The organism is Kaistia sp. SLG-1 (assembly GCF_059699055.1).
Map to the genome: position 1 here is coordinate 486375 of NZ_AP048544.1, position 14030 is coordinate 500404.

15 protein-coding genes are annotated in these 14030 nt (G+C 66.3%); 6 read left to right on the forward strand and 9 right to left on the reverse strand.

Going from position 1 to position 14030, the window contains the following annotated elements:
- The first annotated feature begins 112 nt into the window (after positions 1-112).
- On the forward strand, positions 113-1084 hold the full coding sequence (locus AC6HZP_RS02230; protein WP_497526720.1) for an alpha/beta fold hydrolase: 972 nt from the start codon (positions 113-115) through the stop codon (positions 1082-1084).
- A 10-nt stretch (positions 1085-1094) separates the two neighbouring features.
- On the opposite strand, the gene AC6HZP_RS02235 is transcribed toward AC6HZP_RS02230, so the two are convergent.
- Complete coding sequence (locus tag AC6HZP_RS02235) at positions 1095-1931, reverse strand: N-acyl homoserine lactonase family protein (RefSeq protein WP_497525217.1); 837 nt, start codon at positions 1929-1931, stop codon at positions 1095-1097.
- 84 nt (positions 1932-2015) lie between these two features.
- Here AC6HZP_RS02235 and AC6HZP_RS02240 point away from each other — a divergent pair, with 84 nt between their 5' ends.
- Positions 2016-2597 (forward strand): TetR/AcrR family transcriptional regulator, encoded by a 582-nt coding sequence (locus AC6HZP_RS02240; protein ID WP_497525218.1) that lies wholly within the window; start codon positions 2016-2018, stop codon positions 2595-2597.
- A gap of 47 nt (positions 2598-2644) precedes the next feature.
- Here AC6HZP_RS02240 and AC6HZP_RS02245 read toward each other — a convergent pair whose 3' ends face one another.
- A complete protein-coding gene (locus tag AC6HZP_RS02245) occupies positions 2645-3343 on the reverse strand; it encodes a M15 family metallopeptidase (protein ID WP_497525219.1) in 699 nt (232 codons plus the stop codon).
- A 229-nt stretch (positions 3344-3572) separates the two neighbouring features.
- Here AC6HZP_RS02245 and AC6HZP_RS02250 point away from each other — a divergent pair, with 229 nt between their 5' ends.
- Positions 3573-4712: an acyltransferase family protein gene (locus tag AC6HZP_RS02250; protein WP_497525220.1), complete on the forward strand. Its 1140-nt coding sequence runs from the start codon at positions 3573-3575 to the stop codon at positions 4710-4712.
- 61 nt (positions 4713-4773) lie between these two features.
- Here the strand turns inward: AC6HZP_RS02250 and AC6HZP_RS02255 are convergent, their stop codons facing one another.
- Complete coding sequence (locus tag AC6HZP_RS02255; protein ID WP_497525221.1) at positions 4774-6540, reverse strand: thiamine pyrophosphate-dependent enzyme; 1767 nt, start codon at positions 6538-6540, stop codon at positions 4774-4776.
- A 336-nt stretch (positions 6541-6876) separates the two neighbouring features.
- Between AC6HZP_RS02255 and AC6HZP_RS02260 the strand changes: the two genes are divergently transcribed.
- Entirely contained in the window at positions 6877-7248 is a 372-nt protein-coding gene (locus AC6HZP_RS02260) for a DoxX family protein (RefSeq protein ID WP_497525222.1), read from the forward strand.
- A 62-nt stretch (positions 7249-7310) separates the two neighbouring features.
- On the opposite strand, the gene AC6HZP_RS02265 is transcribed toward AC6HZP_RS02260, so the two are convergent.
- The 4 genes from AC6HZP_RS02265 to AC6HZP_RS02280 form a co-directional block, all read right to left on the reverse strand.
- Complete coding sequence (locus tag AC6HZP_RS02265) at positions 7311-7655, reverse strand: DMT family transporter (protein WP_201402030.1); 345 nt, start codon at positions 7653-7655, stop codon at positions 7311-7313.
- Positions 7652-8221 (reverse strand): TetR/AcrR family transcriptional regulator, encoded by a 570-nt coding sequence (locus tag AC6HZP_RS02270; RefSeq protein ID WP_497525223.1) that lies wholly within the window; start codon positions 8219-8221, stop codon positions 7652-7654. Before AC6HZP_RS02270 ends, AC6HZP_RS02265 begins: the two co-directional genes overlap by 4 nt.
- A gap of 164 nt (positions 8222-8385) precedes the next feature.
- Positions 8386-8886 (reverse strand): DUF2165 family protein, encoded by a 501-nt coding sequence (locus tag AC6HZP_RS02275; protein WP_497525224.1) that lies wholly within the window; start codon positions 8884-8886, stop codon positions 8386-8388.
- A 184-nt stretch (positions 8887-9070) separates the two neighbouring features.
- Positions 9071-9994 carry an SDR family oxidoreductase gene (locus tag AC6HZP_RS02280; RefSeq protein ID WP_497525225.1) on the reverse strand — a complete coding sequence of 308 codons (924 nt, stop codon included), beginning with the start codon at positions 9992-9994 and terminating at the stop codon, positions 9071-9073.
- A gap of 73 nt (positions 9995-10067) precedes the next feature.
- On the opposite strand from AC6HZP_RS02280, the gene AC6HZP_RS02285 reads away from it, so the two are divergent.
- Positions 10068-10640, forward strand: coding sequence for a TetR/AcrR family transcriptional regulator (locus AC6HZP_RS02285; protein ID WP_497525226.1), 573 nt, complete (start codon positions 10068-10070; stop codon positions 10638-10640).
- Positions 10641-10755: 115 nt separating this feature from the next.
- Positions 10756-11550: an SDR family NAD(P)-dependent oxidoreductase gene (locus tag AC6HZP_RS02290; RefSeq protein ID WP_497525227.1), complete on the forward strand. Its 795-nt coding sequence runs from the start codon at positions 10756-10758 to the stop codon at positions 11548-11550.
- 79 nt (positions 11551-11629) lie between these two features.
- Here AC6HZP_RS02290 and AC6HZP_RS02295 read toward each other — a convergent pair whose 3' ends face one another.
- Both AC6HZP_RS02295 and AC6HZP_RS02300 read right to left on the reverse strand, forming a co-directional pair.
- Positions 11630-11824 carry a hypothetical protein gene (locus AC6HZP_RS02295; RefSeq protein WP_201402036.1) on the reverse strand — a complete coding sequence of 65 codons (195 nt, stop codon included), beginning with the start codon at positions 11822-11824 and terminating at the stop codon, positions 11630-11632.
- 138 nt (positions 11825-11962) lie between these two features.
- Positions 11963-14011, reverse strand: coding sequence for a M3 family metallopeptidase (locus tag AC6HZP_RS02300; RefSeq protein WP_497525228.1), 2049 nt, complete (start codon positions 14009-14011; stop codon positions 11963-11965).
- Positions 14012-14030: the final 19 nt, after the last annotated feature.

Sequence of the window (14030 nt, forward strand, 5' to 3'; positions counted from 1 at the left end):
GAGGCTCAAAATGTTGAGGCGCACATTCCTGGCCGGTTTCGCCGGCGCGATCGGCTCGCTCGCCGCGACGCCGCCGCTCCTTGCCGGTGCCCTCAACAGCATGGAGATGGAAATGCAGTATCGAAGCATCGATGCGAACGGCATTCGTTTCAATGTCGCGGAGCAGGGCGAGGGTCCGCTCATCCTGCTTTGCCACGGCTTTCCCGAAACGTCCTATGCCTGGCGGCATCAGATGACCGCGCTGGCGGCGGCGGGATTCCGCGTCGTCGCCCCGGACATGCGCGGGTATGGCAAGACCGACAGCCCCGTCGACCCCGAAGCCTTCACGCTGTTTCATCTCGTCGGCGACATGGTCGGCATTCTCGACGCGCTGGGCGAGAAGACCGCGATCCTCGTCGGCAATGATTGGGGTGCGAGCGTCGCCTGGCAGGCTGCCCTGATGCGTCCCGACCGCTTTCGCGGCGTCGTCGCGATCGGCGTGCCTATGATGGGGCAGCCGCCGGTTCCGCCGACCCAGATCTTTCCGCAGACGCCGGATGCACTCTTCTACACGCTGTATTTCCAGCAGCCGGGCGTTGCCGAGGCTGAATTCGAGCGGGACGTGTCCGTCACGCTGCGCAAGCTTCTCTACGCGGCGTCGGGCGATGCGGGGCCGCGGGCGCCTGGCGACGGGCCGCCCAATCCCTTCAGCATGGTCTCGCGGAAGGACGGCCTGCTGGCGCCCCTGCCGCTTCCGGCCGCGCTGCCCGATTGGCTGCGGCAAGAGGATCTCGAGGCCTTTGTTGATGCCTTCACCCGGAGCGGGTTCCGCGGCGGGCTCAACTACTACCGCAATCTCGATCGGAACTGGGCCCTGCAGGCTTCGCTGAAGGGCAAGACGGTCGATGTTCCCGCCCTCTATCTTGTCGGCGATCGTGATGTCGGGCTGAGCATGCCCGGAATGCGCGACATCATTGCCGCCATGCCGACGCTCGTCCCCCAGCTGCAGCCGCCGGTCTTCCTGGAGAACTGCGGCCACTGGGCTCCGCAGGAACGGCCCGACGAGGTCAGCGCCGCGATCGTCGAGTTCGCCAAGCGACTCTAGGGCCGCCCGATCAGAACGCTTCTTTGCTGGCCAGTCGCCTCGGCCCGTCCGGATCGTGCGCGGGAAGGACGACCGTGGGCTCCTCGGCAGCGAACGCCTTGATCGCGCGCAGCGTGCGGACCGAGAGGGCGGGGTCGAAGGTGACCCCGTCCGCCTTCTCCGCCCGCAGATTGGCATCGTCATAGGTCGCGTCGCCGGCAAGGAAATAGGTGACGTCCTCGGCGCGCACCACGACGGAGACGTGGCCATTGGCATGGCCCGGGGTTGGCACCAGGAAGATGCGCCCATCGCGGGTGATCGGATGGGAGGCAGGGAAGGGGCCGACCGCGGGGCCGTCCATCTCTACCAACTCCGGCTTCAGCCAGATCGGCCAGCGCTGGGGCAGGCAGCCTGCGAGACTGCCCCTGAAGCCGCGCGACGCGTCATAGCTTTCGCGCGAGGCCACGATGCGGTTGTGCGGGAAGTGGTCGAGCCCGCCGGTGTGGTCGTGGTGGAAATGCGTCAGGATCACCGCCGCGATGTCGTGCGCGGGATCGAGGCCGAGCGCCTGCAGGCGAGGGCCGATCTCCTCGCCCGGGGCGACCTTGATCACGACTTCCTTGGTGAAGAACGGATTCCAGCGCGGCAGATAGCCCGGGACGGAATTGCGCCAGGTATCGCCGGTGTCGACTAGGAAGCGACCCTCTGGGTGATCGATCAGGAAGCAGAAGATCGGCAGCGGATCGACCCAGTCGGGATCCCGGAAGATGTCGATCTTGCGCCCGATGCCGCCGCGTCCGTCCCGGCCGGTCCGCTGCGCCGTCTTCATCCGCGCCTTGCCCGTCTCGATGGCTGTCACTGTGATCATGTCAGCTCTCCTAAAACGAATGACCGTTCTTTATACCCGGAGTGACCTCTTGTAAAGAACGGTCGTTCGTTTTAGGAAATGGGGATGCCCAAGATCTCCGATGAAGCCCGCGAAGCCCGCCGTCTCCAGATCCTCGACGCTGCCTGGCGATGCTTCGACAAGGAGGGGCTGCACGCGACGACGATGCAGGACATCATCGGCGTCAGCGGCCTGTCGGCGGGCGCCGTCTACAGCTATTTCAAGAGCAAGGACGAGCTGATCTTCGCCGCCGTCACAACCTCGCTCGACCGGCTGAGCACGCTGCTTGGCGAGGCGATCCGCGAGGAGCGGCCCGCATCGGCGCCGGAATTGGCCGGTCTGCTCTTTCCCGTGATCGAACGTTTCGCGGTGCGCGACGGCTATGATCTCCGCCGGATCGCGCTTCTCGGCTGGAGCGAGGCGCAGCGCAACGCCCGGCTCGGCGCGGTGATGCGGGGCTATTACGCGGCCTTCCGTGACGAGCTCGGCAGGCTCGCGGCAGGCTGGGGCCTGCGCTCCCCCACTGAGGCGGACGCCGTCGCCAAGCTGTTCCTCTCCGTCCTGCTCGGAACCGTCGTCCAGTCGGCAATCCTGGAGGATGTGCCCGGCGAAGACATCGCTCTTGGGCTCTCTCTACTGGCACGATAACGGGAACTGGGCCGCCGATCGGCAACCCGCCAGGGCGGCCGCCGCGCCTATTTCGGCGCGTTGATCAGGGTTTCGGCCCAGACCGGGCGGTCCAGCGGATTGCTGGCATCGCCGACCGTGACCTTGGCGAAATGCATGAAATCCGGGTTCTTCTCGATGCCGCCCCAGGCCCAGCCATGGCGCATGAAGATCTCGACGACCTTCGAATCGGCCGTGATCAGCCCGGGTGCGACGCGGCTGCGGTCGCCGTCCGATCCCGCCGGCCACCAGCCCTCCTTGGGATCGTGGAACGGGTTGGTCTTCGCATTGAGGTCGACGGCCAGCCCATAGGCATGCCAGCTGAATTCGTCCGGATCGTCCTGGGCCGGCCGACAATAGAAGCCGGCCGTGTCGTTCGCGGCGGCATATTGCGCGATCGCGAAATCCTCATAGGGCTGCATCCGCTCGATCTGGAAACCGGCATCGAACAACTCGCCGAAGATGGCGACGATCTCTTTCGCCAGGCGCTGGTGGACGACGAGGACGCCGTCATGCACCGCGTTGTCGAAGCCGATATAGCGCAGCCTTATGGCGGCGAGGTCCTCCGGCGCCACCGGGCAGCCTTCCTTCCAGGAAACGCCGATCATCTTGTCTCGCTGCGCCGGCGAAATGGCGCCGATGCTGGCGACAAAGGTTCGGGGCGGCGTGGTCTCCGCGAGGGCGAGCGTCGAGGCGAGGCAACCGCAGATGAGGATTCCAGCGCGCATGGTTCCCGCCCTCCGCCGCGCGGCAATCCCTGCCTCGCGCGAAGAAGCGTAGCAGGATCGCGATAACGCGTCGGTCAAATTGACGTAACGGGATGCGCGTCTGGCTGTGGTGACGAGGTCCGCCCGTCTCGGGCCGTCAATCACGCAGTCGCTGGCGGAGCTCACGGGCGTGGACTTCTTCTTGCTAGTTGTGGAGTATGAACAACGCAACCAATAGGGGAGGGCGGGAATGGACCACAAGCCAGTTTCGGCGACGGCTTCCTATGTCTATCGGCCGTTCGGGGCGTTCCGCCTGCTTCTGGCATTCCTCGTGATGATCCAGCACTTCGGGGCGGACCTGGCGCCGGAGGCGCTCCGCGCCGCGCTCGCGCCCTACTACATGGGCGACATGGCGGTGCTCGTGTTCTTCGCCCTGTCCGGCTTCGTCATCGCCGAGGCGATCGACTGTATGTATCGGAACCGGCCGGGCGCCTTTCTGGAGAACCGGTTTCTTCGCATCGCGCCGCATTTCGTGCTGGCGGTAGCCCTGTCGATGCTGGCCCATCAGGCATTTCGGACGTTCGGTGGCGAGATCCTGTGGAGGTCCCAGGCCGACTTTCCCGCCGATGCCTTTGAAATCAAGAATGTCATCTTGAATTTCGTCGGGGTCTTTCCGCTCGTCGATCGCTTCATCCGCTACAATTTTCTGGATATTACCTGGGCCGTTCGGGTCGAGGTGGCGTTCTACCTCGTGATGGCGGCGTGCCTGTTCCTGCAGGCGAGGGTAGGGCCGAAGGCGGGTTTCGCCCGCGTCGCGGCTTGGATGATCGTTCCCTTTGCGCTGGCGTTCGGCCTGGCGATGGCGGGTCGCGCTCCCGGAATGTTCGGCTTTCTTCCCTACTTTGTGTTTGGCGCGGCCTGGTACTATTGGCGTCGGGGGAGTGCTGCAGCCCTTTTCCTGGCGCTGATCGCCGTCCCGGCCATGATCTGGCACAGCTGGAGCCAGGTCGAAAAACACGCGCTCGACGTCGGGCTTCAGGCGCTGGCCTGGAGCAATCTCGGTTTGTTTTTCGTTCTGCTGGCGCTGATGGTCTTGCTGAGTTTCGGCAAGCCGGGACGCTGGACAGGCCTGGACCAGAGCCTGGGGGCGCTGACCTATCCCCTTTACCTCTACCACGAGGTGATCTTCGTCGGCGTCATGACGTTCGCGACGGGCTACAGCTATTGGACGCTCGCCGCCTCGATCCTGCTCAGCCTGGCCCTGTCCGCCGTGATGGTGGCGCTGGTGGACCGGCCGATCAATCGGGTCCGGGACCGAATTCGCGGCAGGACCGCGAAGTTCACGCCGCATGCCGAGCCCGCGCTGTCCGAGAAGGTTCGGGAAGCGTGAGCGATACTCCGTTCCGGCGGGTCCCCGCTTCGCGAGGAGGCGGGGACCTTGAGGGGCGATGTCAGATCAGCGGCGGGATGGTTGCCGCGATCGGCACTTCCAGAACCGTCGGGCCCTTGCGGGTGAACGCCTCGGCGCAGACGGCCCGAACCTCGTCTAGCGTTTCCGCGCGGACGGCGGTGCAGCCATAGCCCTTGGCAAGTGCCACGATGTCGAGGCCGGGCAGGTCGAGGCCGGGGACGCCGGGCGTCTCCTCCAGCACCGCGAAGGATTTCAGGATGCCGTATTCGCCGTTGCGCGGCACGACATAGAGGATCGGCAATCCCTGCTGGGCGGCCGTCCAGAGGCCCTGGACCGAGTATTGCAGCGAGCCGTCGCCGATCACGGCGAGGACCGGCCGGTTGCGGCCGCTGTCGCGCTCGGCCAGCGCGATGCCGACCGCCGCCGGCAGGTTCCATCCGAGACTGCCGGAGGCGAAGGTGTAGAACGAATCCGGCAATTCGATCGGCCAGGCGGTGTGCAGATCGCCGAGATTGGACGGCGATTCCTCGACCAGCACCGTCTCACGGGGCGTGGCGGCGCGGAGCGCGCGGAAGAGCTCGAGGGCGCTCAGCTCGTCCTCGTCCGCCGGCTGCGGCCGGGCGCCATGCGGCGCCCGATCGACGGGTCTGGCCGCCGGCCGGTCCTCGACGTCGAGAGCGAGCGCCAGCTCGGCTTCGGCCGGGGCGGCCGTCTTCAGGAGCCGATCGAGGGAAGCCGATGCGCCCGCTGACTTCGCGCTGGAGGCAGGATGCGGCGCCATGTTGTGCGGCTCCTTGACGACTGTTCTGACCGCCGGTCGCGCCGCGACCGCCCGGGTGAGCGCCTCGATCGCCAGCACCGCGTCGCAGAGCAGGCTGTCGCCAACCGGCGCGCGTCCGGCCTCGGCCGGGTCGTCGGTGACGTGCAGCAGACGCAGCCCTTCCGGCAGATAGGATCCCGCCACGTAGGGATAGTAGCGGAACACCGGCGCGCCGATCACGATCGCCAGATCGTGCCCGGCCAGCTTCTGCGACAGCGGGCCGATCGCGAAGGGTAGTCCGCCGGCATAGAGCCGGTGGTTTTCGGGGAATGGCGTCCGCTCGGAGGCGGGCGCCGCCCAGACCGGCGCGTCGAGCTTCTCGGCCAGCGCGATCGCCTGCGGCCATCCCTGTTCGCGGGCGATTGCCGCGCCATAGATCAGCACCGGGTTCTTCGCCTTGGAGAGGGCCTCGGCGAAATCGGCGATCCGCGCCGGATCCGGTCCGATCCGCGACGCGACCGAGCGCAGGACGGGGACGCCCTCGAACGGCTGATCCCAGTCGTCGAGAGGGATCGACAGGAACACGGGGCCCATCGGCGGCTGCGTCGCGATGGCATAGGCGCGCATGAAGGCGGCCGGCACATCCTGGGCGCGCACCGGCTCGTAGCTCCACTTCACCCAGGGCTTGGGCATCAGAGACGGCTGGACGTTGGTCAGCCACGGCTCCATCAGCAGCATGTCGCGCGTCTGGTTGCCGGCGGTGATGATCAGCGGCGTCCGGTTCATGAACGCGGTCAGGACGTTGCTCATCCCGTTGCTCAGGCCGGCCGAGGTGTGGACGTTGACCAGAGCGGGGCGCCGCATTCCCTGCGCGAAGCCATCCGCCGCGCCGACCGCCGACGCTTCCTGCAGCGTCTGCACGTAGCGGAAATCCTTCGGGAAGTTCTTGAGGAAGGTCTCCTCTGTCGAACCGGGATTGCCGAAGACCGTCGTCAGGCCGAGCTTCCGAAGAAGCTCAAAAGTCACGTCGCGAACCGTTTGGGGCAATCCAAGCTCTCCTGGTTTCAGGCCCTGAATTCGGGCCGAAACCATGTGCAGCAGATTCGGGCCCGTCCGCACAAGTGCTCGGTTGCGCAGTGCGTCTTCACTCCGTCTGCGTTGTATTTTGGCAGATCGACAGGGGAGTGGCGGTGGGCAGTCCGCTTCTGGCGGGGGCTGCGCGTTGCCCGGAGGGATGCGTTCGCTTGGCGGCCGCAGCTCGCTCTCGTCCGTGCCCTGGAGCCCATTTTCCAGGGGTTGTGGCCCGGCGGCGCTTGCGGCGGCCGCCAAGGTTCTGTCCTATGGACACCACATCCGCTTGTTCAAGGCGGAGTGGGGGAAATCATGACACTCGCAGCGACACTGATCCTGATCGGCCGCATCCTGCTCGGCCTCTTCTTCGTCATCGCCAGCATCCGCAACTTCCTGAATTTTGCCCAGGCGAGCCAGTCCGAGACCAATTACGGCTACAAGCTGCCGGCGCCGCTGGTGGCGCTTGGCTTCGCCTCGCAGCTGGTCGGCGGTCTCTCCGTCGCGCTCGGCATCCTGCCGGCCTGGGGCGCGCTGCTGCTGATCCTGTTCCTGATCGGCGCAACGTCGCTCTTCCATAACTTCCTGCTGTTCCAGGGCGATGCGCGGAAGCCGCACCTCTACTTCACGCTCGTGAACGGCGCGCTCATCGGTTACTGCCTGATGGTGATCGGCCTCGCTCTCTGAGCGAGGCTTGTCGCGAGGGCGCGGCCGCCGCGCCCTCGTCGTTTCGGCCCTTCTCCGGCGCCTCAGTGCGAGACCGAGCTCGAGAAGACGTTGACGATGATGACGCCGACGATGATGAAGCCGAGGCCGATGATGGCGGCGAGGTCGAGCGTCTGCCGGAACAGGAAGAAGCCGATCGCCGAGATCAGGACGATGCCGAGCCCGCTCCAGATCGCATAGGCGATGCCGACCGGCATCGAGCGCAGCACGAAGGTCAGGAAGTAGAAGGCGCCCGCATAGCAGAGCGCCATGCCGATCGTCGGCAGCGGCCGGGTGAACTGCTGCGTCTGCTGCAGCAGCGTGGTGCCGATCACCTCGAGGCTGATGGCGACGCCGAGCGCGGCGTAGGTTGCGAGGGCCGGGTTCATGGCCTGTCTCTCTGTGTCATGTCGATGAGGGTGTCGCGCAGCGCGCCGCGGTCCATCCGCAGCGCCTTGTCCACGTCGGTAAGGTCGGCCAGCCAGACGCCGTCGGCGGCATAGCGGACGATTTCCAGCGCCGGATCCGAATCGGTGTCGGCATGCCGGATCAGCCGATCGCGCAGCCAGTCCGACCAGAGCCGGCGGAGATTGGCATCGGTCATCATCGAGATCGATAGCGCCCCCCAGGGGCTGGGCGCCTTCGATTCCATCAGACGCATCGCGGAATCGACATAGGCGCGGGTGAAGCGGCCGCAGCGAATGGGGTCGCGCGCCAGCAGGGTGTCGATCTCCGCGTCGAGCTTTTCCAGAAGATCGACGAATACGCCCTCGATCAGCTTCTCCTTGCTGGGGAAGTGATGAAACAGGCCGCCCTTGGTGACGCTCGCCGCGTCGGCGACGGCCTGGATGGTCAGCGCCGAAAGGCCGATCTCGACGGCCAGCGTCGCGGCGCAGTCGAGCAACTGGCGGCGAACCTGTTCGGGCTGCTTCTTGCGGGCGTAGGCGTTGTTCATCGCTCGAACATACCGAACGGTCGGTATTTTTGAAAGGACAGCTTTTGCCCTTGCCATCTTTCCTGACGGGCGGGGCGCCTGCCCCTGGCCGAAACGAAAACCCCGGCCGGAGGGTCCGGCCGGGGTTGAATATCAGGTCTCTATAAAGGCGAGGCGACGCCGGTTCAGGCGTCCAGTTCGGTATCCGGCATCGAGACGAAGATCAGGACCGCGATGATCGTGATGAAGAAGCGGAAGGCGGATTCGATGCCATTCCAGGTCTGCGACATCCACATGCCGAACCACTCGCCGCCGACCGACAGGAAGGCGACCTGCCAGACCAGGAAGCCAAAGGCGAGGCCGCCGATCGCCCACTTCTTCGACCGGTTGAACGAGCGCGCGTCGGCGCCGAGACGGCCGAGCATGGCGAAGGTGCCGATCCAGCACAGGACCGCCGTCAGCGTCTCGGCCGCGATGATCAGGATGTAGAACGCATGGTGCAGCGTCGGATTGGTGATCGCGCGGTAGTGGATCGTCGCATTCGGGAAGATGGTGTCCATCATCAGGACATGGCGCACGAACTCGAAGTTGGATCCGTAGTCCGTGATGTTGCCGAACGCCACCAGCGTGGCAAAGAAGGCGATGGATGCGACGAGCGCGGTCTTGCTCAGGCGGGTGATCTGCATCGTGTTTCCTTTCGTTTCCTCCTGCCCAAGAAAACACGAAGTCTCTACCGATCTGTAAATGCTGAGAGTTTAGAGTAATTCTTGATGTCTACATGAGGTGGTCTTCGGCTATCTTTACCGGGGACGGGCAGGGGCTCTGCCGGGATGCCGGCCAGCACCCTGCCTTTGGCGGTGTGTCGAGCCGCTAGCGGTAGCCGGTGGTGTCGGCAGGCTTGCCCGTCTCCTCCACCTCGACGAGGTAGCGCCAGGCGTCCGGCTGCGAGCCGTCGAGGTCGGTGAAGCCGTAGACCTGCGCCAGGCCGCCGCTCGACAGCGACTGCCCGTTCCAGCGGGCGCGGTCGGGATCGGCGGCAAGCGCCGCGACGGCGCGGCCGACATAGCGGGGCGTTTCCGAGATGGCGAAATGCGGCGTCGCCGCGATGGCGTCGCGCCAGTTCTCCTCGCGCACGCCAAAAGCCTCCAGCATCATTTCCGAGCGCAGCCAGCCTGGCGTGAGGGAGACGGAGGTTGCGCCATGTGGCGCCAGATCCCTGGCATGCGACCAGCCCATGCGGTTCACGGCGGTCTTGGCGAGGTCGTAGAAGGGCGACAGCCGATAGCGCGTAGCGTTGTACTCGGCCGTGCCGTCGGTCATCTCGACCAGCAGCCCGCCGGGATTTTCGATCAGCAGCGGCAGGGCGAAATGCGCGGTGATCAGATGGGTGTCGATGCCGAGGCGGAGCAGGCGCAGGCCGTTCTCGAGATCGTGCTCCCAGACCGGCTTGTTCCATTCGAACAGCTTTTCGCCGCCCCAGATGTCGTTGACGAGGATGTCGAGGCGGCCCGCCTCACGTCGGATGCGCTCGACCAGGGCCTGGACCTCGCCCGGCACGAGATGATCGGTCGGGACGGCGATGCCTTTGCCGCCGAGCGACGTCACCAGCTCGGCCGTATCCTCGATCGTCTCGGGACGCTGGTATTCGGAGGCGTGCTCGCGCGTGGTGCGGCCGGTGACATAGACGGTCGCGCCGGCGGCGCCGAGCTCAGCCGCGATGCCGCGTCCGGCGCCGCGCGTCGCTCCGGCGACGAGCGCCACTTTTCCCTGCAGCGGCCTGGCCTGGTCGGTCATCTCACGGTTTCCTGCTGTTCAAATCGTTCGCTTCGATTTATAAATGATCGTTCGTTTATAAATGGGAGTCAACATGGCTCGTCGCAAGACGCTTTCCGATGAGGCCGTGCTCGAGGCGGCGCTGGCGATCGTCCAGGCGCAGGGACCCGAGGCGCTGACCTTCGAGAGCCTGTCGCGCGCCTGCGGCCTGTCCGGCTCGACGCTGGTCCAGCGCTTCGGCAGCAAGGCGGCCCTGAAGCAGGCGGCGCTGTTGCAGGCGTGGGACGGGCTCGACGCCCGGACGGAGGCGCTTGCCGCCGCCGTGCCGCGCACACCGGCAGGCGCCATCGCGCTTCTCGTCGGCCTTTCCGACTATGGCGAGATCGAAGCCTACGCCGAGGGCCTCTTGGTGCTGCGCGAGGACCTGCGCGATCCGCTGCTGCGGGCGCGGGGGACGCGCTGGAAGAAGCAGCTCACCGACGCGATCGAGGCCTGCTTCGCCGACACACCGCAGGCGCCGAAGGACATCGGCCTGCTGATGGCGTCGCAATGGCAGGGTTCGCTCCTCTGGTGGAGCTTCGATCCCGAGGGCGACGTGGCCGAATATGTCCGGCACGGCCTCGTTCGCCTCGTCGCGGTTCTGCTGGCCAAGGATGCAGCCGCCTGAGCCGTCTCGAAGGTCATGGCGCTTGCCGCGTGACGATGGCAGGGTACCGGCCGTGAGCCGCCGCGCGATTCCGGGCCGAGCCACACAACAAGAAATGATAGCGGGAGCGAGACGAATGGCGGAATTGGCGGGCAAGGTGGCGATCGTGACGGGCGGCGCCACCGGCATCGGTTTTGGCGGTGCGCGGGCCCTGGCAGCGGAAGGTGCGACTGTCGTGCTGTTCGGCCTCGACAAGGGGGCGCTGGACACGGCCGTGGCGACGCTCGCGGCGGAGGGTGGTACGGCGCACGGGATCGTCGGCGATGTGTCGACCGACGCCTCGGTCGCGGCGCTGGTGGCCGAGACGGCGGCAAAGTTTGGCCGCATCGACATCATCGTCAACAGCGCGGCGATCCAGCCCTATGGCACCGTTGAGACGATGGGCGAGGCCGATTGGGACCGCGTGCTCGGCGTCAATCTGAAGGGCACCTATCTGACCGCCCACCACGCCATTCCGGTGATGCGCAAGACCGGCGGCGGCGCGATCGTCAACATCGCCTCGGTGCAGGGCATCGCCTGCCAGACCAATGTCGCCGCCTATGTCGCCTCGAAGGGTGGCCTGCTGGCGCTGACCCGCGCGATGGCGCTCGATCACGCCAAGGATGGCATCCGCGTCAACGCGGTCTGCCCCGGCTCGATCGACACGCCGATGCTGCGCTTCGCGGCGAGCGAGAATCTCGACGGCAAGACCGAGGACGAGGTGATCGCCTCCTGGGGCGCCGCGCATCCGATCGGCCGCGTCGGCCGGCCCGAGGATGTGGGCGCGATGATCGCCTTCCTGGCCGGCCCGCGCGCCGCCTTCTGCACGGGCGGCGAATACAAGGTCGATGGCGGCCTCTTGGCCAAGATCGGCGTCGTCCTGCCGGACTGATCGCCGTCCGAACCACCAATGAAAAAGCCCCCGGCGGATAACCGCGCGGGGGCTTTCTTGTTGGATGTCGCGGACGCGATTACTCGGCGTCGGCGCGCAGCAGGCCGATGCCGTCCTCGGTCAGCACATAGCCGTTGACGCGGGTCTTCACGAGGCCGAGCTCGATCAGCTTCTGCACGGCCTTGCCGTTCAGGCCGACATAGGGGCCGGGACGCGAGACGCGGGCGAGCGTCTTCAGCTCGATTTGGGTAAGGTCGGTCTTGGAAACGGCCATGGCGCTGATCCTCTTGAGGTTTGGCCGCGGACAATAGCGATAATTCCGGTCAAGGCCAGCGCCGCGCCGAGAATTCGGCGTGGCGCGGGCCTATTGTCGAGAGATCGCGGGCCAACGGAGCGGGTTGTGCGCGGCGGATTACTCCGCCGCTTCGAGCAGGCCGCGCTTCTTCAGGAGCGCGGAGGGTTCGGGGTCGCGGCCGCGGAAGGCGCGATAGGCCTCGTCGGGCTTGCGCCGGTTGCCGGCGGCATAGACGAAATCGTGCAGCTTCGTGGCGACCGCCGGGGCAAAGATGTCGCCCGCCTCCTCGAAGGCGCCGAAACCGTCGGCATCGAGCACTTCCGACCACAGATACGAGTAGTAGGCCGAGGAATAGCCGTCGCCGGCGAAGACGTGCTGGAAATGCGGCGGGCGGTGCCGCATCACCATCGCCTCCGGCATGCCGATCTCGCCGAGGATCTTCGCCTCGAACGCGTTGGCGTCGAGGCCCTCGGTCGAGGTCAGCAGGTGGAATTCGAGATCGACCAGCGCTGACGAGACATATTCGACGGTAGCAAAACCCTGGTTGAAGGTGCGGCTCGCCGTCAGCCGGTCGATCAGCGCCTTCGGCATCGGTTCGCCGGTCTTGTAGTGCAGCGCGAAGCGCGCCAGCACCTCCGGCTGCTCGAACCAGTGCTCGTAGAGCTGCGAGGGGAACTCGACGAAGTCGCGCGCGACATTGGTGCCGGCGAGCAGCGGATAGGTGACGTCGGAGAGCAGACCGTGCAGGCCGTGGCCGAACTCGTGGAACAAAGTCCGCGCATCGTCATAGGAGAGCAGCGTCGGCTGGCCCTCGGCCGCCTTGGCGAAGTTCATCACATTGACGATGATGGGGCGGATGTCGCCCGACAGCCGCTCTTGGCCGCGATATTCGCTCATCCAGGCGCCGGAGCGCTTCGAGGAACGGGCGAAATAGTCGCCGAGGAACAGGCCGACCGGCTTTCCGTCGCGGTCCTTCACTTCGAAGACGCGGACGTCCGGATGATAGACCGGCACGTCGAAGCGCTCGGTGAAGGTGACGCCGAACAGCTGCGTTGCCGTGTCGAAGGCGGCTTCGATGATCTTGTCGAGCTGCAGGTAGGGCTTCAGCTGGCTCTCGTCGAGATCGAACTCGGCCTTGCGGCGCTTTTCGGAATAATAGCGCCAATCCCAGGCGGCGATGTCGAAATTGCCGCCTTCGGATTGCGCCAGCGCCTGCAGGGCGTCGCGCTCGGTGATTGCCCGGGCGCGGGCGGGCGTCCAGACCGAACGCAGCAGCTCCATCGCCGCTTCCGGCGTCTTCGCCATCGAATCGTCGAGGCGATAATGCGCGAAGGTCTCGAAGCCGAGCAGCTTCGCCCGCTCGGCGCGCAGCGCCACGGTCTCGGCGATGATGGCGCGGTTGTCGGTCTTACCGGCCTCGCCGCGCGCGACCCAGGCGGCGAAGGCCTTCTCGCGCAGATCGCGGCGGGCGGAGAACTGCAGGAACGGCTCGATCGACGAGCGCGACAGCGTGATGACATGCTTGCCGTCGAGGCCGCGATCCCTCGCTGCCTGGGCCGCCGCGTCGCGCAGGAACTCCGGCAGGCCGGCCAAATCCTCTTCGCCGTCGAGCGTCAGGCTCCAGCTCTTCTCGTCGGCGAGCACGTTCTGGCCGAAATTGGTGCCGAGCGTGGCGAGGCGTTCGGCGATGGCGCCGACCCGCGTCTTCGCTTCGGGCGACAGCCCGGCGCCGGCGCGGACGAAGGCGGTGTGATAGCGGTCGAGCACGCGCGCCTGCTCGGCGTCGAGGCCGGAGGCGCCGGCCTTGACCAGCGTATCGATCCGCTCGAACAGCCTGGCGTTCTGGTAGATCGCGTTGCTGTGGCGGGCGAGCACTGGCGCCAGATCCAGCTCGATCGTCTCCAGCTCGTCATTGGTATGCGCGCCGGTCAGGTTGAAGAAGACGCTGGCGATGCGGTCGAGCAGCCGGCCGGCGCGCTCCATGGCGGCGATGGTGTTGTCGAAACTCGGAGGTTCCGGATTATCCGCGATGGCCGCGATCTCGGCATTGTGCGCGGAGATCGCCGCTTCGAAGGCGGGCGTGTAGTGCGCCGGTTCGATCGCGGCGAAGGGCGGCACGCCGAAAGGGGTGTTCCAGGTCGCGAGCAGCGGATTGTCGGCGGTCATGCGGGCCTCGATGCGATGG

Coding starts and splice junctions, on each gene's coding strand:
- AC6HZP_RS02230 (WP_497526720.1), top strand. CDS start 113: ATGCAGTATCGAAGCATCGATGCGAACGGCATTCGTTTCAATGTCGCG.
- AC6HZP_RS02235 (WP_497525217.1), bottom strand. CDS start 1,931: ATGATCACAGTGACAGCCATCGAGACGGGCAAGGCGCGGATGAAGACG.
- AC6HZP_RS02240 (WP_497525218.1), top strand. CDS start 2,016: ATGCCCAAGATCTCCGATGAAGCCCGCGAAGCCCGCCGTCTCCAGATC.
- AC6HZP_RS02245 (WP_497525219.1), bottom strand. CDS start 3,343: ATGCGCGCTGGAATCCTCATCTGCGGTTGCCTCGCCTCGACGCTCGCC.
- AC6HZP_RS02250 (WP_497525220.1), top strand. CDS start 3,573: ATGGACCACAAGCCAGTTTCGGCGACGGCTTCCTATGTCTATCGGCCG.
- AC6HZP_RS02260 (WP_497525222.1), top strand. CDS start 6,877: ATGACACTCGCAGCGACACTGATCCTGATCGGCCGCATCCTGCTCGGC.
- AC6HZP_RS02265 (WP_201402030.1), bottom strand. CDS start 7,655: ATGAACCCGGCCCTCGCAACCTACGCCGCGCTCGGCGTCGCCATCAGC.
- AC6HZP_RS02270 (WP_497525223.1), bottom strand. CDS start 8,221: ATGAACAACGCCTACGCCCGCAAGAAGCAGCCCGAACAGGTTCGCCGC.
- AC6HZP_RS02275 (WP_497525224.1), bottom strand. CDS start 8,886: ATGCAGATCACCCGCCTGAGCAAGACCGCGCTCGTCGCATCCATCGCC.
- AC6HZP_RS02280 (WP_497525225.1), bottom strand. CDS start 9,994: ATGACCGACCAGGCCAGGCCGCTGCAGGGAAAAGTGGCGCTCGTCGCC.
- AC6HZP_RS02285 (WP_497525226.1), top strand. CDS start 10,068: ATGGCTCGTCGCAAGACGCTTTCCGATGAGGCCGTGCTCGAGGCGGCG.
- AC6HZP_RS02290 (WP_497525227.1), top strand. CDS start 10,756: ATGGCGGAATTGGCGGGCAAGGTGGCGATCGTGACGGGCGGCGCCACC.
- AC6HZP_RS02295 (WP_201402036.1), bottom strand. CDS start 11,824: ATGGCCGTTTCCAAGACCGACCTTACCCAAATCGAGCTGAAGACGCTC.
- AC6HZP_RS02300 (WP_497525228.1), bottom strand. CDS start 14,011: ATGACCGCCGACAATCCGCTGCTCGCGACCTGGAACACCCCTTTCGGC.